Annotated in this window: 21 protein-coding genes; 8 read left to right on the top strand and 13 right to left on the bottom strand. The window is 70.6% G+C overall.

The features are described from left to right. Positions 1 to 140: 140 nt before the first annotated feature. The 3 genes from E5N76_RS13705 to E5N76_RS13695 are packed head-to-tail and all read right to left on the bottom strand — an operon-like array spanning position 141 to position 4,746. The gene (locus E5N76_RS13705; protein WP_149537866.1) at positions 141 to 1,787 is read right to left on the bottom strand and encodes a hydantoinase B/oxoprolinase family protein; all 1,647 of its coding nucleotides are present in this window, start codon (positions 1,785 to 1,787) and stop codon (positions 141 to 143) included. Beyond that, positions 1,784 to 3,805 carry a hydantoinase/oxoprolinase family protein gene (locus E5N76_RS13700; protein ID WP_149537865.1) on the bottom strand — a complete coding sequence of 674 codons (2,022 nt, stop codon included), beginning with the start codon at positions 3,803 to 3,805 and terminating at the stop codon, positions 1,784 to 1,786. The genes E5N76_RS13705 and E5N76_RS13700 overlap by 4 nt, the downstream gene beginning before the upstream one ends. Then, on the bottom strand, positions 3,802 to 4,746 hold the full coding sequence (locus E5N76_RS13695) for an alpha/beta hydrolase (RefSeq protein ID WP_187830153.1): 945 nt from the start codon (positions 4,744 to 4,746) through the stop codon (positions 3,802 to 3,804). The genes E5N76_RS13700 and E5N76_RS13695 overlap by 4 nt, the downstream gene beginning before the upstream one ends. Before the next feature lie 102 nt (positions 4,747 to 4,848). Here E5N76_RS13695 and E5N76_RS13690 point away from each other — a divergent pair, with 102 nt between their 5' ends. Next, a complete protein-coding gene (locus tag E5N76_RS13690; protein WP_207791971.1) occupies positions 4,849 to 5,439 on the top strand; it encodes a helix-turn-helix domain-containing protein in 591 nt (196 codons plus the stop codon). 151 nt (positions 5,440 to 5,590) lie between these two features. On the opposite strand, the gene E5N76_RS13685 is transcribed toward E5N76_RS13690, so the two are convergent. The 6 genes from E5N76_RS13685 to E5N76_RS13660 form a co-directional block, all read right to left on the bottom strand. After that, the gene (locus E5N76_RS13685) at positions 5,591 to 6,649 is read right to left on the bottom strand and encodes an extracellular solute-binding protein (RefSeq protein WP_149537863.1); all 1,059 of its coding nucleotides are present in this window, start codon (positions 6,647 to 6,649) and stop codon (positions 5,591 to 5,593) included. Positions 6,650 to 6,670: 21 nt separating this feature from the next. Beyond that, a complete protein-coding gene (locus tag E5N76_RS13680; RefSeq protein WP_149537862.1) occupies positions 6,671 to 7,483 on the bottom strand; it encodes an ABC transporter permease in 813 nt (270 codons plus the stop codon). Beyond that, positions 7,483 to 8,295, bottom strand: a complete 813-nt coding sequence (locus tag E5N76_RS13675; protein WP_149537861.1) for an ABC transporter permease — start codon at positions 8,293 to 8,295, stop codon at positions 7,483 to 7,485. Before E5N76_RS13675 ends, E5N76_RS13680 begins: the two co-directional genes overlap by 1 nt. Next, complete coding sequence (locus E5N76_RS13670) at positions 8,292 to 9,329, bottom strand: ABC transporter ATP-binding protein (RefSeq protein WP_149537860.1); 1,038 nt, start codon at positions 9,327 to 9,329, stop codon at positions 8,292 to 8,294. The genes E5N76_RS13675 and E5N76_RS13670 overlap by 4 nt, the downstream gene beginning before the upstream one ends. 97 nt (positions 9,330 to 9,426) lie before the next feature. Continuing rightward, on the bottom strand, positions 9,427 to 9,975 hold the full coding sequence (locus tag E5N76_RS13665) for a glutathione peroxidase (protein ID WP_149537859.1): 549 nt from the start codon (positions 9,973 to 9,975) through the stop codon (positions 9,427 to 9,429). Next, on the bottom strand, positions 9,968 to 10,654 hold the full coding sequence (locus E5N76_RS13660) for a sulfite oxidase-like oxidoreductase (RefSeq protein ID WP_149537858.1): 687 nt from the start codon (positions 10,652 to 10,654) through the stop codon (positions 9,968 to 9,970). Before E5N76_RS13660 ends, E5N76_RS13665 begins: the two co-directional genes overlap by 8 nt. Positions 10,655 to 10,733: 79 nt before the next feature. On the opposite strand from E5N76_RS13660, the gene E5N76_RS13655 reads away from it, so the two are divergent. Then, positions 10,734 to 11,273: an NUDIX domain-containing protein gene (locus E5N76_RS13655; protein WP_149537857.1), complete on the top strand. Its 540-nt coding sequence runs from the start codon at positions 10,734 to 10,736 to the stop codon at positions 11,271 to 11,273. A 185-nt stretch (positions 11,274 to 11,458) separates the two neighbouring features. On the opposite strand, the gene smpB is transcribed toward E5N76_RS13655, so the two are convergent. Together smpB and dapA are read right to left on the bottom strand one after the other, a co-directional pair. Continuing rightward, entirely contained in the window at positions 11,459 to 11,944 is a 486-nt protein-coding gene (gene smpB / locus E5N76_RS13650) for an SsrA-binding protein SmpB (protein ID WP_149537856.1), read from the bottom strand. Positions 11,945 to 11,964: 20 nt separating this feature from the next. Continuing rightward, positions 11,965 to 12,843 carry a 4-hydroxy-tetrahydrodipicolinate synthase gene (gene dapA / locus E5N76_RS13645; protein ID WP_149537855.1) on the bottom strand — a complete coding sequence of 293 codons (879 nt, stop codon included), beginning with the start codon at positions 12,841 to 12,843 and terminating at the stop codon, positions 11,965 to 11,967. A gap of 221 nt (positions 12,844 to 13,064) precedes the next feature. Here dapA and E5N76_RS31040 point away from each other — a divergent pair, with 221 nt between their 5' ends. From E5N76_RS31040 to E5N76_RS13630, 3 genes are read left to right on the top strand one after another with little or no spacing between them, the layout of a single operon-like run. Further along, complete coding sequence (locus E5N76_RS31040) at positions 13,065 to 15,020, top strand: lytic transglycosylase domain-containing protein (RefSeq protein WP_149537854.1); 1,956 nt, start codon at positions 13,065 to 13,067, stop codon at positions 15,018 to 15,020. After that, positions 15,017 to 15,481, top strand: coding sequence for a phosphatidylglycerophosphatase A (locus E5N76_RS13635; protein WP_149537853.1), 465 nt, complete (start codon positions 15,017 to 15,019; stop codon positions 15,479 to 15,481). The genes E5N76_RS31040 and E5N76_RS13635 overlap by 4 nt, the downstream gene beginning before the upstream one ends. Beyond that, the gene (locus tag E5N76_RS13630; RefSeq protein ID WP_149537852.1) at positions 15,481 to 15,966 is read left to right on the top strand and encodes a CinA family protein; all 486 of its coding nucleotides are present in this window, start codon (positions 15,481 to 15,483) and stop codon (positions 15,964 to 15,966) included. Before E5N76_RS13635 ends, E5N76_RS13630 begins: the two co-directional genes overlap by 1 nt. Before the next feature lie 173 nt (positions 15,967 to 16,139). Here E5N76_RS13630 and E5N76_RS13625 read toward each other — a convergent pair whose 3' ends face one another. Next, entirely contained in the window at positions 16,140 to 16,304 is a 165-nt protein-coding gene (locus E5N76_RS13625) for a DUF1328 domain-containing protein (protein WP_149537851.1), read from the bottom strand. Positions 16,305 to 16,366: 62 nt separating this feature from the next. Beyond that, entirely contained in the window at positions 16,367 to 17,122 is a 756-nt protein-coding gene (locus tag E5N76_RS13620; RefSeq protein WP_149537850.1) for a PhyR family response regulator anti-anti-sigma factor, read from the bottom strand. A gap of 158 nt (positions 17,123 to 17,280) precedes the next feature. On the opposite strand from E5N76_RS13620, the gene E5N76_RS13615 reads away from it, so the two are divergent. The 3 genes from E5N76_RS13615 to E5N76_RS13605 all read left to right on the top strand — a co-directional run bounded on the left by E5N76_RS13615 (position 17,281) and on the right by E5N76_RS13605 (position 18,862). Then, complete coding sequence (locus E5N76_RS13615) at positions 17,281 to 17,796, top strand: sigma-70 family RNA polymerase sigma factor (RefSeq protein ID WP_235907700.1); 516 nt, start codon at positions 17,281 to 17,283, stop codon at positions 17,794 to 17,796. A 77-nt stretch (positions 17,797 to 17,873) separates the two neighbouring features. Further along, positions 17,874 to 18,470: a sigma-70 family RNA polymerase sigma factor gene (locus E5N76_RS13610; RefSeq protein ID WP_149537848.1), complete on the top strand. Its 597-nt coding sequence runs from the start codon at positions 17,874 to 17,876 to the stop codon at positions 18,468 to 18,470. Between the two features lie 182 nt (positions 18,471 to 18,652). Then, the gene (locus E5N76_RS13605) at positions 18,653 to 18,862 is read left to right on the top strand and encodes a NepR family anti-sigma factor (RefSeq protein WP_149537847.1); all 210 of its coding nucleotides are present in this window, start codon (positions 18,653 to 18,655) and stop codon (positions 18,860 to 18,862) included. Positions 18,863 to 18,872 lie beyond the last annotated feature (10 nt).

Raw genomic sequence — 18,872 nt, 5'->3', positions numbered from 1 at the left:
ATTCCGCCGGAGTTCGGCGAGTTTCGCGGGCATGACACTGGAGCGGGATCGGTTGAGCTGAGCTGACCCACCCCGCTCTAGCTCATTGTTCGGTCGCGTGATTCACGGTTTCGGTCGATTCGACCTCAACCGATCACGCTCTAGCCGCGCATCAGCCCGAGCTGCCGGTCGCGCGCGAGATCTGCCGGATCCCGGCGTTCCGGCGGGCCGTAGCCGCCGCCACCGCCGGAGGCGAGCAGGATGAGGTCGCCCTTCCGCAGCGCCACATCATCCTTGGAGCGCACGGCGATGGTCTCGTTGCCGCGCTGGATGAGGCAGCTTCCGCAGGCCCCGGCCTCGCCGCCTGCCATGCCGGCGGCCGGGATGCGGAAGCGGTCGGCATAGATCGCCAGCCGCACCCCATCGTCCAGGATGCGATAGGCGCGCACCGAGCCGAGCCCGCCGCGATACTGCCCGCGTCCGCCACTGTCCGGCCGCAGTGCATAGGTCTCGATGCGGAAGAAATCGTAATCCGCGTCGATCTGCTCCACTGGCGTATTGGTGCAGTTGGAGAGTGGCCCGGCCACCGCATCGCAGCCATCCTGGCGCGGAGAGGCGCCATAGCCGCCGTCGCGCAACTCGATGAAGACGCGATAGCGGCCATCTTTCAGGTGGCTGAGGCAGAAGCCGGTGGTGCAGTCATAGCCCGGCGCCACGGCGTGCTGGGGCATGGCCTGGCCCAGCGCCTTCAGCATCACGTCATAGGCGCGGAAGCTGGCCTCCATGCGCGCCCGCACCGGCGCCGGCGGGTTGGGATTCAGCAGGCTGCCCTTGGGCGCGGTGATGGTGACGGCGCGGCTGGCCCCTTCGTTGAAGGGCACGTCGCCGCCGGTCAGCACTGCCTTGACGCAGGCCAGCGTCGCGGAGACGGTGGAGGCGAAGGGTGCGTTCAGATGCGTCTTCACCTGCGGACAGGTGCCGGTGAAGTCCACGTCCATCCTGTCGCCCTGGACGGTCACGGCGACCCGGATCGGCAGCGGCGCGTCGCTCAGCCCGTCATCATCGACGGCATCCTCGCCGTGATAGGTGCCGTCCGGGATGGCGGCGATGGCGGCGCGGACCCGGCGTTCCGTATAGGCGATCATCTCCGCCATGGCGCGGCGCACCGTGGCAGCGGAGTACTTGTCGCACATCTCCGTCACGCGGGCGGCGCCGACGGCGCAGGCGGCGAGCTGGGAATCGATATCGCCGAGGGTCTGCTCCGGCACCCGGATATTGGCGCCGATGAAGCGGCGCAGCGGGCCCTCATTCTCCCAATCGGCGGCGAGGTTGTACTTGCTGGGCGGGATGACCAGCCCTTCCTGGTAGAAATCCGTCGCCGAGGAATTGAGGCCCGGCGCGCCGCCGCCGATATCCAGATGATGCGCGACGGCGGCGCTGAAGCCGATGATCTCGCCCCGGTAGAAGATGGGGACGAAGATCAATATGTCCTGCAGGTGATGCGCCCCGTGATAGGGGTGGTTGCAGATATAGAAATCGCCCTCCTTCAGCGTCGCCACCGGGTAGAGGGCGGCGCAACTGCGAAACGTGATGGAGAGGGAGCCGACCAGCATCGGGATCAGCTCGTCGCTCTGCGCCACCGCATTGCCCTCGGCGTCGAGGATGCCGGTGGAGGCGTCCTTGCCGTCGCGCACGACGGAGGAATAGGCGGAGCGGTAGAGCTTGATGCCCATCTCCCGCGCCGCGGAGAGCAGCGCCTGGCTGATCACCGCCTGGTCGACGGGGTTGAGCCGCGTCTCGTCGCTCATGCGCCCCTCCGCAGGATGAGGTTGCCGCTGGGATCGGTGGCGGCCGTCCAGCCCTCCGGCACATAGACTGCCGCCGTCAGGTCATCGAGGGTGAGCGGCCCGGCGACCGGCACGGCGCCGATCGCGGCGCGGCCCATGCGCCGTGCCGCCCGTGCCCGGCCACCATCGAAGATGGTGGTCGCGCGGTCCGGCACGGTCAGCGGTGGGCCGGCGATCTCGGCCAGGCTCGGCACGCTGCCATGCGGCACATGCAGGCCGACGCGGTAGGAGACGATCTCCACCGGCCGCGCCTGCCCCGCGGCGCCCAGGCGGTAGATGCGGCGATGCTCCACGGCGAAGGCATCCAACAGCGATTCGGTGGTCAGGCCTTCCAGCGCGGCGAGGTCGAGCGGCACGGGAATCTCGAAGGCCTGGCCAACATAGCGCATTTCCAGCACCGCCTCGGCGCGTCGCGCCTCGCCGAGGCCAATGGCGTCGGCGCGGGCCTGCAAGCCGCCCAGCATCTCCGCCAGCACGCCGCGCACCGCGGCCGGCGCATCGGCGTCGAGCCGGGTGCGGCGCGTCAGGCTGTCATAGAGGCTGTAATCGGCGGCGAGCAGCCCATAGGCGGAAATCACGCCGGCATTGGGCGGCACCACCACCGTGCCGATCGCCAGCGCCTCCGCCACCGCCGCCGCGTGCAACGGTCCGGCGCCGCCGAAGGGCACCAACGCATAGTCACGCGGGTCGCGGCCGCGGCTGGTGCTGACCAGCCGGATGGCGGAGACGATGTTCGCCACCGCGATCTGGATGGCGCTGTCGGCCAGCGCCTCCACGCTGAGGCCGAGCTGCGCCGCCAGCGGCGCGAACGCCGCCCGCGCCGCTGCGGCGTCCAGCTTCATCGAGCCGGCGAGGCGGGCATCCGCCGGCAGGCGGCCGCAGATGACATGCGCGTCGGTCAGGGTCGGCTGGGTGCCGCCGCGGCCATAGCAGGCGGGGCCGGGATCGGCGCCGGCGCTGCGCGGGCCGACGCGGAGCAGCCCGCCATCATCCACCCAGACGAGGGAGCCGCCGCCGGCACCGATGGTGGTGATGTCCACCATCGGCATCAGCACCGGCAGCGTGTCCACCCGCGCTTCCCGCGTCAGCTCCGGCCGGCCGTCCTGCACCAGGCAGACATCGGCGGAGGTGCCGCCGATATCGAGGGTGATGATGTCGCGGTGGCCGGAGAGCGAGGCCTGGCGGATGGCGCCGGTGACGCCCGCCGCCGGCCCGGAGAGCAGCGCGCTGACGGCGTTGCGGCGGATGGCGGTGGCCGGCACCCGACCGCCATTGGACTGCATGATGGAGAAGCGGCCGGCGAAGCCGCCCTGCGCCAGCCGCTCCTCGATGCGGCTAAGATAGGCGTCCAGCACCGGCTGCACATAGGCGGCGAGCGTCGTGGTGCTGGTGCGCTCGTATTCGCGGAATTCGCGGGTGACATCGACGGAGCAGGTGACCGGCAGGCCGGGCCGATGCGCCGCCAGCCATTCGGCGACAGCGCGCTCATGCGCCGGGTTGGCGAAGGCGTTCAGCAGGCAGATGGCGACCGCCCCGTGCCCGCCTTCCGCGAGGAAGCGGTCGAGCACCGGGCCGAACGCCGCCATGTCCAGCGCCCGCACCACGCCGCCATCGCTGACGACGCGCTCCGGCACTTCCAGCGTGTCATAGCGCGGCACCAGCGGGTCCGGCTTGCGGTAGAAGATGTCGAAGAGCTGCTCGCGGTCCTGCCGGCGGAGCTGCAAGACGTCGCGGAAGCCTTCCGTCACCAGCAAAGCGAGGCGGGCACCCTTGCGCTCCAGCACCGCATTGGTGGCGACGGTGGAGCCATGGGCGAGATCGGCCATCGCGTCCAGCGGAATCGCCGCGGCTTCCAGCGCATGGAACACGCCACGATCGGGCTGGCGCGGCGTGCTCGGCACCTTGGTCAGGCGGATGCCGCTCTCTTCGATACAAACCAGATCGGTGAAGGTGCCGCCGATCTCCACCCCGACCTTCATGCCACCGGCTCCAGGTGGTACCGGAGGAAGGCGCAGAGCGCGGCGAACTCCGCACGCGCCTGGGCGCCGGCCTCCCGCATGCGCAGGAAGCCATGCAGCATGCGGCGCGCCTCCCGATAGGTGACCCAGACGCCCGCCGCGGCCAAGCGCGAGGCGAAGGCGCGGCCATCGTCGCGGATCGGGTCGAATTCCGCGGTGTGGATGAAGGCGGGCGGCAGGCCGGCGAGATCCGGCGCCTTCAGCGGCGCGGCATAGGGGTCGGCGGCGTAGCGGAAGCCGGAGAAGTAGATGTCGTTGTAATAGATCATGCCCTCGGTAGTCAGCGACGGCCCATCCTTGCTCTCGACATAGGAGGGCAGGATGGGGTCGGCACCGAGGGTCGGATAGACCAGCGCCTGCGCCGCGACGGCCGGCCCGCCACGATCCCGCGCCGCGAGGCAGCAGGCGGCGCCCAGGCTGCCGCCGGCGCTGTCGCCGCAGAGCGCAATGCGGCTGCCATCGACGCCGATCTCGGCGCCGTGCGCGGCGAGCCAGGTGAGCACGCCATAGCAATCCTCGAAGGCCGCCGGATAGGGGTGCTCCGGCGTCAGGCGGTAATCGACGCTGACGACCACCGTGCCCGCCTGGTCGCAGAGGCCCCAGGCATTGCTGTCCGAGGAGTCCAGATCCCCGAGCATGAAGCCGCCGCCATGCAGATAGACCACCACCGGCGCACCCGCCGCCTGCTCCGCGTGGCGGTAGAGGCGCACCGGCACCTCGTAGGCGGGCGTCGGGATGTGGCGATCCTCGGTGCGGATATGGGCAGGCCGCGGGATGGCGATGGCGTTGGTGTAGCGCGTCCAATTGGCGCGCTTTTCCGCGGGCGTCTTCGCCGGCGCCATCAGCACGCGGGCGGCGAGCAGCGGCTTCATATCGGGGTGGATTTCGCTCTCGTCCCGCATCGGCATCGTGCTCCTCGCTGGCTGCGGCAGTGGGTCACGGGATCGGCGGTTGTTCAAGGCTGAATTTCACTGATATGAATAATTCGGAGGACATTCACGCCCATGGAATCACCGGCAAGAAGCGCCATCAACCCGATCGACGCCACGGTGGGCGAGCGTGTGCGCCAGCTCCGCCGTCACCGGGAACTCTCCCTGCAACAGGTGGCGCAGCGGGCGGAGCTTTCGGTCGGCTTCCTCAGCCAGATCGAGCGCGGCCTGTCCTCGCCCTCGCTGCGCGACCTGATCCGGGTGGCGGCGGCGCTGGAGGCGGATCTCGGCATGCTGTTCGAGGGCGCCGGCGGCACGCCGCCGCAGGGCGAGGGGCTGGTGACCCGCCCGGCGCAGCGGCAGGAGGTGGCCTTCCATGAGGGCATCACCAAGCAATTGCTGACGCCGCATGGCGACGCCGCGCTGCGCCTCTACCTCATCACCATCGAGCCCGCCGGCCGCACCGGGGAGGAGCTGTACAGCCATGCCGGCGAGGAGGCCGGGCTGGTGCTGCAAGGCCGGCTGCTGCTGACGGTGGAGACGACGGATCATCTGCTGCAGGAGGGCGACAGCTTCCGTTTCCGCAGCGACCGGCCGCATCGCTTCTCCAACGCCTCCGCCATGGTGACGCGCGTGCTGTGGGTGAATACCGCGCCGGTCGGGTGACGGGCTGTTGAGGGAGGGCTCTGCCCTCCCCCAAACCCCATTGGAACCCTTGAGGTTTGCATCTCGACCGACGGGTCCAAGACTCAGGGTTTCCAAAGGCCTTTCGGCCTTTGGTGGGGTGGGTCCGGGAGGGGCAAAGCCCCTCCTGGAGTCAGCGCGCCCGGTCGATGATCTGCTCCGTCAACCGGATCCGCTGCTCCAGATCCGCGGCGATGGTGTACCAATTGGGCGACCAATTCTTCTCCCGCACCTCGGCCATGGTCATGCCCAGCTCGGCCTCGAGCGCCGCAGGCAGGGAGGCATTCGCCGCCAGCGGCAGGTAGCCGCTCTGCGCCGCACCCACCTGCTTCTCCGGCGCGATGCAGGCATTCAGGTAGCGCAGCGCCGCCGCCTTGTCCTGCGCCCCCTTCGGGACAGAGAGGATGTAGGAGAGCACCAGCCCGCCCTCGCGCGGCAGGGTGATGTTCACCTCCTTCTGGCCCTCACGCCGTAGCATCTGGATCTGGCCGGAATAGAAGGGCGCCGCCGTCACCTCCCCGCGCGAGAGCTGCTGCTGCAGCGAGGCCATGGAGGTGTAGACGCTGATGGCGTTCTTCGCGACCGCTTCCAGCATCGGCACGCCGGGCTGGATATTGGCCTCGTCGCCACCATTCAGCTTGGCGTAGAGCGTGAGGTCATAGGGGCCGAGGAAGAGCGGCCTTGTGATGGAGAGCTGGTCGCGCCATTTGCGGTCCTTCAGCGCGTGCCAGCTCGCAAAGTCCGCAGCGCGGGCGAGGGTGCTGTTGAAGGCGATGCCGTAGTAGATGAAGTAGATCGGCATCCCCAGCAGCTTTCCCGCCGTGTTGCGGATGCGGTACTGCTCCGGGATGTGCTGGATGGCGGGCAGGTCGGCCTCGTCGAATTCCTCGATCAAGCCGCGCCGCGCCAGGTTCGCCGCCTGGTAGGAGGCGGCGACGATGGCGTTGTGCTGCGGCCGCCCCTGCGCCGCCGCCACCGCCGCGGCGGGGTCCGGTACCTCCACCACGCTGGTCTCGACGCCGCTTTCCTTCTGAAAGGGCACGGCGAAGACCTCCCGCCACATGCGGGCGCCGCCGCCGCCCCAGCTTGCCATCACCACCTTGCCATCCGCCGCGCGGGCCGCGCGCAGCAGCAGGGGCGCCGGCAGCAGCGTGGCGGCGCCGGCCAGCACCGATCTGCGGAACAGGGTCATGGGCACTCTCCTTCCCGGGGGTCAGGCGGGGGCGTGGCGGCCCTCCTCCTCGATGTCGATGAAGATGCGCAGCCCCACCAGCCGGTCGATCAGCAGCACCAGCAGCGCCGTCAGCAGGATGAGGATTGAGGAAATGGCCGCCACCACCGGGTCTGCGCTGTCATGGATATGGGCATAGATGGAGACCGGCAGAGTGGTGAATTCCGGCCCGACGAGGAACATGGTGACCGTCACCTCGTCGAAGCTGATGATGAAGCTGAAGAGCAGCGCGGCGGCGATGCCCGGCCGCAGCAGCGGTAGCACCACCAGCCGCACGGCTTGCGGCGGCGTGGCACCGAGGATGGTGGCGGCCTCCGTCAGGGAGCGGTCGATCTGCCGCAGGGAGACCGCGATGGGCCGGTAGGCGAAGGGCGCGCAGAGGATGAGATGCGCCAGCAGCACGCCGGCGAAGCCGCCATTCAGATGCAGCAGCGCCAGCCAGCCGAGGAAGGCGATGCCGATGGCGGCATGGGGGAAGAGCAGCGGCGCCAGGATCGCCGTCTCCACCGCGCCGCGCAGCCGCGCCGGGGCGCGGTCCAGCGCCAGGGCAGCGGCCAGCGAGATGAGCGTCGTCAGCACTGCCGCCAGCACGGCGATCAGCGCGCTGCGGCCAAAGGCGGTCACCCAGGCGGCGCTGCCGAGGAATTCCGCATACCAGCGCCAGGAGAAGCCGTTGGGCGGAAAGCTCAGCACCGCACGCGGCGAGAAGGAGGCGCCGATGACGATGAGCAAAGGCGCCGGCAGCAGCACCAGCAGCAGCACGGCGATCAGGCGGGTGACGGGGGACAGGCCCATCACGCCGCCTCCTGCGCCCGGCGGATGCGGGCTTCCAGCAGGCGCAGCGGCGCCACCAGCAGCAGCGCCACCACCAGCAGGATCACCGCCATGGCCGTGGCCCGCTCGAAATTGAAGACCTGGAAGATCTCCGTGTAGATCTGGGTGCCCAGCATCCGGTCCCGCAGCCCGCCCAGCAGCAGCGGCGTGACGATGGCCCCCGTCGCCATCAGCAGCGCCAGGGAGGCGCCGCCGATCACGCCCGGCAGGGAGAGCGGCAGGGTGACGCGGCGGAACACCTGCCAGCGCGTACCGCCCAGGATGCGCCCCGCCTCCTCCAGCCTCCGGTCCTGCTGCAGCAGGGAGGAGAGCACGGCGATGACGAGGAAGGGCAGGAAGACATGGGTCAACCCGATCAGCACCGCGGTCGGGGTGAAGAGCAGGCGGATCGGCGCGTCGATCAGGCCAAGGTCGCGCAGCGTGGTGTTCAGCACGCCGCGATTCCCCAGCAGCACCATCCAGCCGAAGGTGCGCACCACGATAGAGACCAGCCAGGGCGAGATCACCAGGATCAGCCACAGATTCCGATGCCGGCTGCGCGCCAGGAACAGCGCCAGCGGATAGCCGAGCAGCACGCAGAGCAGGGTCGTCGCCGCGGCGATCCACACCGTGCGCCACAGCACGCGCAGCACGATGGGGTCAGTCAGCAGCTCCGCATAGAAGCCCAGCCCGCCGCGGACCAGGGAGCCCCAGATCAGCCCGCCGATGGCCAGCAGGAAGGCGGCCAGCAGCGCCGCCATGGGCGCGAGGAGCAGCAGCCGCCCGCCGCTCATGCCGCTGCCGGCACGCTGGCGGCGCGGGCAGGATCGAAGCCCAATTTGGTGGCGACGCCCGGCGCCAGCCCCTCCGCCGCCGCGCCATGGCAGAGCGCCAGCCAGGGCTCCGCCACGCCCGCCACGCCAATGCGCAGCCGCGCATGCGGACCGATATAGTCGATCGTCTCCACCACCCCGTCGCGGCAGACCGGCAGCGCCTCCGCCGCGGCGCCGATGGCGCAATCCTCCGGCCGGATCACCAGAAGCTGTGCTGCCGGCGGCGCGATGCCGAAGGGGGCGAGCTGGGCCGCGTCGCGGATATTCGCCTCCCCCACGAAGTCGGCGACGAAGCGCGTGGCCGGCTGGCGGTAGAGCTCCCGCGGCGCGCCGCATTGCTCCAGCCGGCCGTGGTTGAACACCGCCACGCGGTCGGCCATGGAGAGCGCTTCCTCCTGGTCATGCGTGACGAAGATGAAGGTGGTGCCGGTGCGGCGCTGCAGCGCCTTCAGCTCCTGCTGCAATTGCCGGCGCAGCTTCAGGTCCAGCGCGGAAAGCGGCTCATCCAGCAGCAGCACGGCGGGTTGCAGCACCAAAGCGCGGGCCAGCGCCACGCGCTGCCGCTGGCCGCCGGAAAGCTGCTGGATCCGGCGCTCGGCAAAGCCGCCGAGCTCCACCAGCGCCAGGGCCCGCTCCACCTCCCGCGCGATGTCGCCCTTGCCATGGCCGCGGAGCGCGAGGCCGAAAGCGATGTTCTCGCCAACGCTGAGATGCGGGAAGAGCGCCAGATTCTGGAACACCAGCCCGACATCCCGCCGGTTCGGCGGCAAGCCGCCGAGCGTCACACCATCCAGCGCGACAGTGCCGGCATCCTCGCGCTCGAACCCCGCGACGATGCGCAACAGGGTGGTCTTGCCGCAGCCGCTGGGGCCGAGAAAGGCGAGGAATTCGCCAGCCTCGACCGCGAGGTCCACGCCATCCACCGCGCGCAGCCGGCCGAAGGATTTGGTGATGCCTTGCAGCCGCAGCCGGCCTTTGGGTCCCGGGCTTGCCATGCCCGAATTTTCACCGCTGCCTACCGAAATGGCAAGGCAGAATTTTCACATTGGGAAAAATCACGCCCGCATTTCACGGACATGATCGCGGGAGGGCTCAGCTCGCGGCCGCTGCCAGCGCCGTCTCGATGGCCTGGACCAGGGCGGGCGTGTCCGGCCCCACCTGGCTGCGGAAGCCGTGCACGGTGCGGCCATCCCGCGCCACCAGGTATTTGTGGAAATTCCAGCGCGGCGGCCCGCCCCCACGGTCGGACAGGAAGCGGAAGAAGGGGTGGGTTTCCGGCCCGCGCACATGCATCAGCCCGGTCATCGGGAATTCCACCTGGTAGGTGGCGTCGCAGAAGGCCTTGACCGTCGCGTTGTCGGCGCTCTCCTGGTTGAAATCCTGGGAGGGGACGCCGAGCACCACCAGGCCACGCGGGCGGTAGGTCTCGTACAGCTTCTGCAGCCCGGCATATTGCGGGGTGAAGCCGCAGAAGCTGGCGGTGTTCACCACCAGCATCGGCCTGCCGCGCCATTGGCCGAGATCGAGCGGCCCGCCTTCGATCGCCTCCAGCCGGAAGCCGAAGGCGTCCTCCGCCAGCGCCTCGCCCGCCATCAGCATGCCCCCCATCGCCAGCGCCGCGCGCCGCGTCCAGCTAGCCATAGCGCTGCTCCTGCCAAGGATCGCCGAAATTATGATAGCCGCGCACCTCCCAGAAGCCGGGCCGGTCGTCGCGCAGCAGTTCGATCCGGGTCACCCATTTCGGGCTCTTCCAGAAATACAGGCGGGGGATCACCACACGCACCGGCCCGCCATGCTGGCGGGTGAGCGGCCTGCCTTCCCAGCTATGCGCCAACAGCACCTCGTCGCGGGTGAATTCTTCCAGCGGCACATTGGTGGTGTAGCCGTCATAGGACGTGAAGGAGACGAAGCGCGCCTCGTCCTTGGGCCGGGACATGGCGATGAGGTCGCGCGCCAGCACACCCTGCCAGCGATTGTCGTACCGGCTCCATTGGGTGACGCAGTGGATGTCGTTGGTGAGGTCCGTCTGTGGCAGGGCCATGAATTCCGGCAGGGTCAGACGCACCGGCGCCTGTACCAGCCCTTCCACCCTGAGGCGCCAGCGATCCGGCGCCACATCCGGCTGCACGCCGAGGTCGAGCACCGGCCAATCCTTCACCAGGGTCTGGCCGGGGGGCAGCCGGTCCCGCATGGGGTCGCCGTGCTGGCCGGTCAGCAGGCGGCCCTCGCGCGCCCAGGCCTCCTTGCTCTCGACCAGCTTCTGCCGCAGCTTCCCGGCCAAGGGGACATTGTTCGGGGGGACGCTGTCATCCTCGGCCATCGGAACCTCCTCCGTCCCCGTTACGTGTCATGCGCGGCGGCATATGCAAGGGCGCGCAGGAACAGGGAAGCATTGCCGGATGCCCGCCGAGATCACCACCGTCGAATCCCGCCTGATCTATGAAAATCCCTGGCTCCGGCTGCGGGAGGACAGGATCCGCCGGGCGGATGGCAGCCCCGGCCTCTACAGCGTGGTGGAGAAGGCGGATTTCGCCGTGGTGGTGCCGGTGGAGGCGGGCCGCATCCATTTGGTCGAGCAGTACCGCTACCCCATCGGCACCCGCGCCTGGGAATTCCCGCAGGGGATGAGCGACCCGGGCGACGCCGACCTGGTCGCCTGCGCCCGGCGGGAGCTGCTGGAGGAAACCGGGTTGCAGGCGGCGCGGCTGGTGGAGGCAGGCTCCCTGCTGCTGGCCGCCGGCTTCTGCACCCAGGCCTACAGCATCGTGCTCGCCACCGGCCTCAGCCCCGGGCCGGCAGCGCTGGAAAGCGAGGAGCAGGGGCTGATCACGCGGGATTTCGCCCTGGCGGAATTCGAGGCGATGCTCCGGGATGGGACGATCCGCGACGCGACGACGGTGGCGGCCTTCGGGTTGCTGCGGGTGAAGGGGCTGATTTGAGAGGGGCGCCGCGGCAGTGCCGCGCCCCTCTCAAACTCTCCCCGCCAAAGGCCGAAGGGCCTTTGGAAGCCATGGGTTTGCGGCTCAACCCCCGGGTCTGAAACTCACACCGGGGTCCGGGGACCGGTCCGGTCCCCGACGGGGGTGCAGGGGGCAGAGCCCCCTGCCGGGGGCCGCGCCCCCAATCACCCCCTCTGCCGCATCAACCGCGCCTTGTCCCGCTGCCAATCCCGCTCCGCGATCGCCGCGCGCTTGTCGTGCTTCTTCTTGCCCTCAGCCAGGCCCAGCAGCACTTTCGCCCGGCCCTTGTCGTTGAAGTGGATCTGCATCGGCACCAGCGTCGTCCCCTCGCGGGTGATGCTGCCGATCAGCTCCCGGACCTGCTTCCGGTGCAGCAGCAGCTTGCGCGGCCGGCGCGGCTCGAAATGCGCCACCTTGCTGCCGGCCTGCCATTCCGGGATGGTGCAGTTGAACAGCCACAGCTCGCCATCCCGCTCCCCGGCCCAGGCCTCGGACAAGGTAGCCCGCCCGGCGCGCAGGGATTTCACCTCCGGCCCCACCAGGATCAGCCCGGCCTCGATGGTCTCGCCGATCTTGTAGTCGTAGCGGGCGCGGCGGTTGGTGGAGGCCACGCCGTGGCTGATCATCTCCTTCTTGCGCGGCTGCGCCATGACGGGCGACGTCTAATCCTTCAGTTCAGCAGGCCGGCGGAGACCATCGCCTCCCGCACCCGCTTGCGCACCGGCTCGGAGACCGGGGCGAGCGGCAGGCGGCACTTGTCGGTCCCCTTGCCCAGCAGGCTGGCGGCGTACTTCACCGGCGCCGGGGAGGTCTCGGCGAAGAGGCTGTCATGCAGCGGCACCAGCCGCTCCTGAATCGCCATCGCCTCGCCCAGCCTGCCTTCGCGCCAGGCCTTCTGCATCTCGGCGCAGAGCCGCGGCGCCACATTGGCCGTCACGCTGATGCAGCCCACCCCGCCCGCGGCGTTGAAGGCCAGCGCGGTGTGGTCCTCGCCGGAAAGCTGGATGAAATCCTCGCCGCAGGCCCGCTTGGTGTGCAGCGGCCGCGTTAGGTTCGCCGTCGCGTCCTTCACGCCCACGATGTTCTTGTGCTTCGCCAGCCGCGCCATGGTCTCCACGGACATGTCCACCACGCTGCGCGGCGGGATGTTGTAGATGAACATCGGGAGGTCCACCGCCTCGGCGATGGCCTGGAAGTGCAGGAACATCCCTTCCTGCGTCGGCTTGTTGTAGTAGGGCGTCACCACCAGCGTGGCGTCGGCGCCGGCCTTCTTCGCATGGCGGGCGAAGTCGATCGCCTCCTCCGTGCTGTTGCTACCGGCGCCGGCGATGACCGGCACGCGGCCCTTCGCGGCCTCGACGCAGAGCTCCACCACCCGCTTGTGCTCGGCATGGGACAGGGTCGGGCTTTCGCCGGTGGTGCCGACGGGGATCAGCCCCTCGGTACCTTCGGCAATCTGCCACTCGACCAGGTCCTGGAAGGCTTTCTCGTCCACGGACCCGTCCTGGCGCATCGGCGTGATCAGCGCGACCATCGATCCTTGGAACATCCTGGCGGTCCTCCGTGGGCGGGACCGCGGAAAATAGGGCAGATCGCCACCCTGCGAAACTGCCCGCTTGCGGAAATCCGCGCGCCAACTCGGGGCGGGGTCCTGGGGGAGGGGAGCATTGCCGGCAGTGCCGGCAAGTCCCGGCGGGGGGGGGCAGAGGGCAGAGCCCCTGGCAAGCATCCCCGCTCCCGTCTCTCCCCGATCTGCGATAGAAGCCGGGGATGCGCCGCCGCGCCCTTCTCGCCCTGCCGCTTGCCGCGGCCCTGCCCCGCCCCGCCCGTGCGCAGACGGAGGCCATGCGCGCCGCCGGCCGCCAGGCCATCGCCCTGGCCAATGCCCAGCGCTGGCCGGAAGCCGAGGCCACCGCCGCCGGCGCCGATCCGCTGCTGGCCAAGTACATCGCCTGGCTGAAGCTGCAATCCCGCAGCAGCGGCGCCGCAGCGGCGGAGATCACCGCTTTCGCCCTCGGCAACCCGGATTGGCCGGCGCAGGAGGCGCTGGGCCGCCGTGCCGAGGAAGCCCTCCTGCTGGAACCGGATGACGGCCTCGTCGCCCAATGGTTCGCGGCCCGTGCCCCGCGCAGCCTGGACGGTTTCCAGCGCCTGGCGGAAGCGCTGGCCCGCGCCGGCAAGCCCACCGAGGCCGCCGAGGTGCTGCGCACCGGCTGGGCCGAAACCCCCGGCGACCTGGCCGCCGAGCCTGCCTACCGCGACCGCGCCGCCGGGCTGCTGCAGCCGGAGCAGCATTGGCGCCGCTTCGACCGCCTGGCCCTGGCGCGGGATTTCAGCGGCGCCGCCCGGGTGCTGCCCCTGCTGGCGCCGGAGCGCCAGGGACTCGCCGCCGCCCGCCTGGCCTATGCCGCGGACCGACCGGATGCCGACCAGCCCGCCCTGGCCGGCGCCGCGCCGGGGGATGCCGCGCTGACCGCCGAGCGCGCCCGCTGGCTGCGCCGCCGCGACCAGGATGCCGAGGCCGCCGCCTGCTGGGCCGCCCTCCGCGCGCCTCCCAACGAAGCCGCCGCCCGCGCTTCCTGGCCGGAACGCCAGATCCTCGCCCGCAAGCTGCTGCGCCTGGGCGACCCGCGCGCCGCCTATGCCATCTGCGCCCGGCACGGCATCCAGGCGGCCGGCGAGCCGCGGCAGGAGGCGGAATTCCTCGCCGGCTTCCTCGCCTTGCGCAAGCTGGGGGAGCCGGTGGTGGCGGAGCGGCATTTCGCCCTGCTGGGGGAGGATAGCCGTAGCGCCATCACCCGCGCCCGCAGCTTCTACTGGCAGGGCCGCGCCGCCCTGGCCCAGGGGCAGCAGGCGCGGGCCCGGCAACGCTTCGCCGCCGCGGCGGAATTCCCCACCGCCTTCTATGGCCAGCTCGCCGCCCTGGCGCTGGGGGAGAACGGCGCCCGCCTCGCCCGCCGCCTCGCCGCCCTGCCGCAGCCCGGCATGGCGCCCGGGATCGAGGCGCATGAGCTGGCCCAGCTCTGCCGCGTGCTGGCGGAGCTGGGCGAGGCCCGCCGCGCCCGCATCTTCCTGCTGCGGCTGGAGGAGCTGGCGGTGGAGCCGGCGGCGAAGGCGGAGGTGGTGCGCTTCGCCCACCGCATCGGCCGGCCGGACCATGCCGTGTGGGTAGCGCGCCGCGCCGGGGCCGCCGGGCTGATGCTGCCGCGGGAAGGCTGGCCCAGCCCTTACCCCGCCCCGCCCGAAGCGCCCGAGCCCGCCCTGGTCCAGGCCATCGCCCGGCAGGAGAGCAATTTCGACCCGGAGGCCGTCTCCTCCTCCAATGCCCGCGGGCTGATGCAGCTGCTGCCCAGCACCGCCCAGGCGGTCGCCAGGCGGCTCGGCCTGCGGCATGCGACGGCGATGCTGACGGCCAACCCGGCGCACAATCTCCGCCTCGGCGCCGCCTACCTGGACGAGTTGCTGCTGCGCTTCAGTGGCGCCCTGCCTTTCGCCGTCGCCGGCTACAATGCCGGGCCGGGCCGGGTGGATGAATGGCTGGGCAGCTATGGCGACCCGCGAATGGACGGGCCGACCATGCTGGACTGGATGGAGCAGATCCCATTCTCAGAAACCCGCAATTACGTGCAGCGCGTGCTGGAGAATCTGGCGATCTATCGCGCTCAATCCCCCGCCACCGCCGGGCTGGACCATCCGATGACGGCCTGGCTGCGGGACGGCGGATGAGCCCTGGCTTCGGCCTCGCCATGGCGGTGGCGACGATGGGTGGCATCGGAAGGCTGCGGCCGGCACCAGGAAGCTGGGGCTCCGCCCTGGTGCTGCCGGCCATGCTGCTGGGGCCGCTGGCCTGCCTCGGCCTTGGCCTGGCGCTGGCGCTGGCGGGGCTCTGGGCGATCGACCGCATCCTGGGCGAGGACCGCACCGCCGATCCCGGCTGGGTGGTGGTGGATGAGGGGGCGGGGCAGGCCCTGGCACTCGCCGCCCTGCCGGCCGGGGCCGGGCTGCTGGGCGCGGCGCTGGCCTTCCTGCTGTTCCGCCTGCTGGATATCCTGAAGCCCGGCCCGGTGGGCTGGGCGGAACGCCGGCATGGCGCGCTCGGCGTCATGCTGGATGATGTGCTGGCCGGCGCCATCGCGGCGCTGCTGCTGCTAGCGCTGCGCGCCGCCTTTCCGGAGATGCCGCTGTGATGCTGCCGCCAGAGACCTTGGAGCAGGCACGGGCCCTGTTGGAATTCCTGGAAACCCGGGGCGCCACCCTGGCGACGGCGGAAAGCTGCACCGGCGGGCTGATCGCCGCGGCGCTGACGGCGATTCCCGGCAGCTCCGCCGTGGTGACGCATGGCTTCGTCACCTATTCCAATGAGGCGAAGCGCGACGTGCTGGGCGTGCCCTGGGGCGTGCTGGAAGGTTACGGCGCGGTCAGCGAAAGCGTGGCGCGGCGCATGGCGGAAGGCGCGCTGCGGCGCAGCGGCGCGCGGCTGGCGGTGAGCTGCACCGGCATCGCCGGCCCGGGCGGGGCAACGCCGGGGAAGCCGGTGGGGCTGGTCTTCATCGGCGCGGCGCGGGCGGATGGAGAGACGCGGGTGCTGCGGCGGGTCTTTCCCGGGGGGCGCGATTCGGTCCGGGCAGCGACGGTGGCGGAGGCGCTGGGGCTGGCGCGGGCGCTGGGATAGCGCGCTTCAGGAAATTGGGGGCTCCGCCCCCATGCCCCCGGCAGAGGGCGCTGCCCTCTGCACTCCCGCCGGGGCCAGGTCCTGGCCCCGGACCCCGGTCCGAGTCTGCTGGTTCAATCTGCCGACTCGCACCGAGAGGCTGGGAGCATGGAGGCAGAGCCCCCATCCGCTCCCTATGCTCCGCGCACCGCGCCGAAGATCAGCGAAACCAGGAACAGCACGATGAAGATGGCGAACAGCACCTTCGCGATTCCCGCCGAAGCGGAGGCAATGCCGCCGAAGCCGAATAGCCCGGCCACCAGCGCGACGACGAGGAAGATCAGGGTCCAGTAAAGCATGGCGGTCTCCCGAGGCGGATGCGCCGGGAGAACGCGAGGCAAGCACCCTGGTTGCGCCGCCGCTACAGCGGCCGCACGCCGCGCGTCACCGCCTGGTAGGTGGCCACCGCCAGGGTGGTGGGGTCGAAGGGCTTGGTGATGACGAAGGCGGGCTCCACTGCCTCGCCCGTCAGCAGCCGTTCCGGGAAGGCGGTGACGAAGATCACCGGCACGGCGACATCGCGCAGGATGCGCGCCACCGCCGCGGTGCCATCGCCGCCGGAGCCGAGGTTGATGTCCGCCAGCACCAGCGTCGGCCGCTCCGCCATGGCGATCGCCACCGCGTCCGCCTCGGTCGCCGCGATGCCGACCACGCTATGGCCGCTGCGCTCCACCAGCTCCTGGATATCGAGCGCGATGATCGGCTCATCCTCGATGATCAGCACGCGCGCGGCGGCGGCGCTGCGCAGCCCGTCCCGCGCCAGGCGCAATTCCAGCTCCGCCGCCGCCGGGGTGATGCGGCAGGCGGCGGCGGCCTCGCTCAGGGGCTGTTCCTCCAGCGCGGTCAGCAGCAGCAGCATGCGCTGCAGCAGGGAAATGTCGTGCAGGTCCAGCCCGCTCTCCGCTTCCGCCTGGCGCACCGTATCGCCGATCGCGGCATAGAGCGCGGCGCGCGCCGCGGCATCATCCTGCAGCGCGGCGGCGTCCCCGACCAGCACCTGGCGCAATGCCTCCGCCACGGCCGTGTCGCCGCGCGGCTGGCTGCCCAGCAGCGCCCGCGCATAGCGGCGGGCATAAGGCAGGGCGCGGATCACCGCGGTGCGATCCGTCGCGCTCATGCGCACACCCTCATCGGCGTAGCGGCCGGACGCCAGGGTCCGGGCCCGAATGTTACTGCTGCCCAAGGCATCGTGCCGTGCTCGCTCCCCAGGATGTCATCCTTTATACCAGCCCCGCATGCTCGCCCTCGCCACGTTCCGTTGATATTGGTCCGCCGGTGACGGAACAAGGGACGCCCCTGCCGCAGCGGGACCGCCTCGCGGCATTGTTGCCGGAACTTCGGGCCTTTGCACGCTACCTCTGCGGCAATCCTGCCGAAGCCGACGATCTGGTGCAGGAAGCCGTGCTGCGCACGCTGCGCAAGCTCGAGGAACATGAGGCGGAATTCGCCGACGGCCGAATCGAGTTGCGCCCCTGGTGCCTCGCCGTCATCCGGAACGCCTTCCATGAACAGCTTCGTCGCCGCCGACGCGAATCGGCCCTGCCGGATTCCACCGCCACGGAACAGGCGACGGCGCCGCGGCAGGAGGAACCGGGCAGGTTGCGGGATCTCGCCCGGGCGCTGGCCGAATTGCCGCCGCTGTTGCGGGAAGCGGTAATTCTGGTGGGCGCGCAGGGCATGGCCTATGCGGATGCGGCGGCAATCTGCGGCGTGCCGGTCGGCACGATGAAGGCGCGCGTCACCCGCGGCCGCCGCCTCCTCGCCGCCACTCTCGGAGCCGTGATCGAGTAACCGCGCCGCGATGCAACTCTGCGCCCCTGCCGATCATCTTTCAGGGCATGAGGCAAGGGAGCAGCACAATGGACGGCATGACCAGCATCCAGCCCGAGAAGGCCAAGGCCGGGCGCGGCGAGTTCCATGGCCAGCTCGTCGCCCTGCTGCCGAAGCTCCGGGTCCAGGCGCTGGCGCTGACGCGGAACCGCGCTGCCGCCGAGGATCTGGTGCAGGATGCGGTGGCGAATGCGCTGGCGGCGCAGGACAGCTTTACCCCCGGCACCAATTTCGCCGCCTGGATGCACCGCATCCTGCGTAACCGTTTCATCAGCACGCTGCGCCGGCAGCGGGAGACGACGGATATCGAGGACCTGCCGATGTCGCTCTTCGCGGTGGGCGCCGCGCATGACGACAGGCTGGTGCTGAAGGAGCTGAGCCGCGCGCTGGGCCGCCTGCCGGCGGATCAGCGGGAGGCGCTGTTCATGGTGGTGTTGCAGGGCCTTTCCTATGAGGAAGTGGCGGAAGCCACGGGCTGCGCCGTGGGCACGGCGAAGAGCCGGGTCTTCCGCGCCCGCCGCCAGCTTCAGGCCTGGCTGGAGGGCGAGGAGCGGCCGGCGCCGCGGCCCGACCGGGACCGCCGCCTTCCCGATATTGTTACGCCGGGCATTGGCGCGGATCGTGCCAATGTCTAATGCCACACCCGGCCGGGTGGCCTCGCCCGGCCGGGTCCGGGCCGCTTGAGTGCTTGGCTTTTTTGCCGGAACGGGACCTCCCAGCGGGCGATTCCGCCGGAAGAATTCTTGTTCTAGGTTGCAAGAATGGGGCACGCAATCGCCAGCGCGTCCCGCAGCGAAAGGGCCCGGCAGGTAGGCCGATGAGCAAGGCAGAGCAGAAGCGGCCGGGCGAGCCAGGCGAAAGACCCGGCGGCCGGCAGGAGCAGGGCGTGGAACAGGCCTTTGACCTGTGGCTGCAGCGCGGGCTGCACCAGCTATATGACAATGTCGCGAACGAGCCCATCCCCGATGCGCTGCTGAAGCTCATCGAGGAGGACCGTGCGGCGCGGGAGAGGGCGGCCAAGGAATAACCCCGCGGCG

This window comes from Siccirubricoccus phaeus (assembly GCF_008360935.1).
GTDB classification, from domain to species: domain Bacteria; phylum Pseudomonadota; class Alphaproteobacteria; order Acetobacterales; family Acetobacteraceae; genus Siccirubricoccus; species Siccirubricoccus phaeus.
The sequence above is the reverse complement of the archived record's forward strand: the minus strand, read 5'-3'. Positions and strand labels throughout refer to the sequence as shown.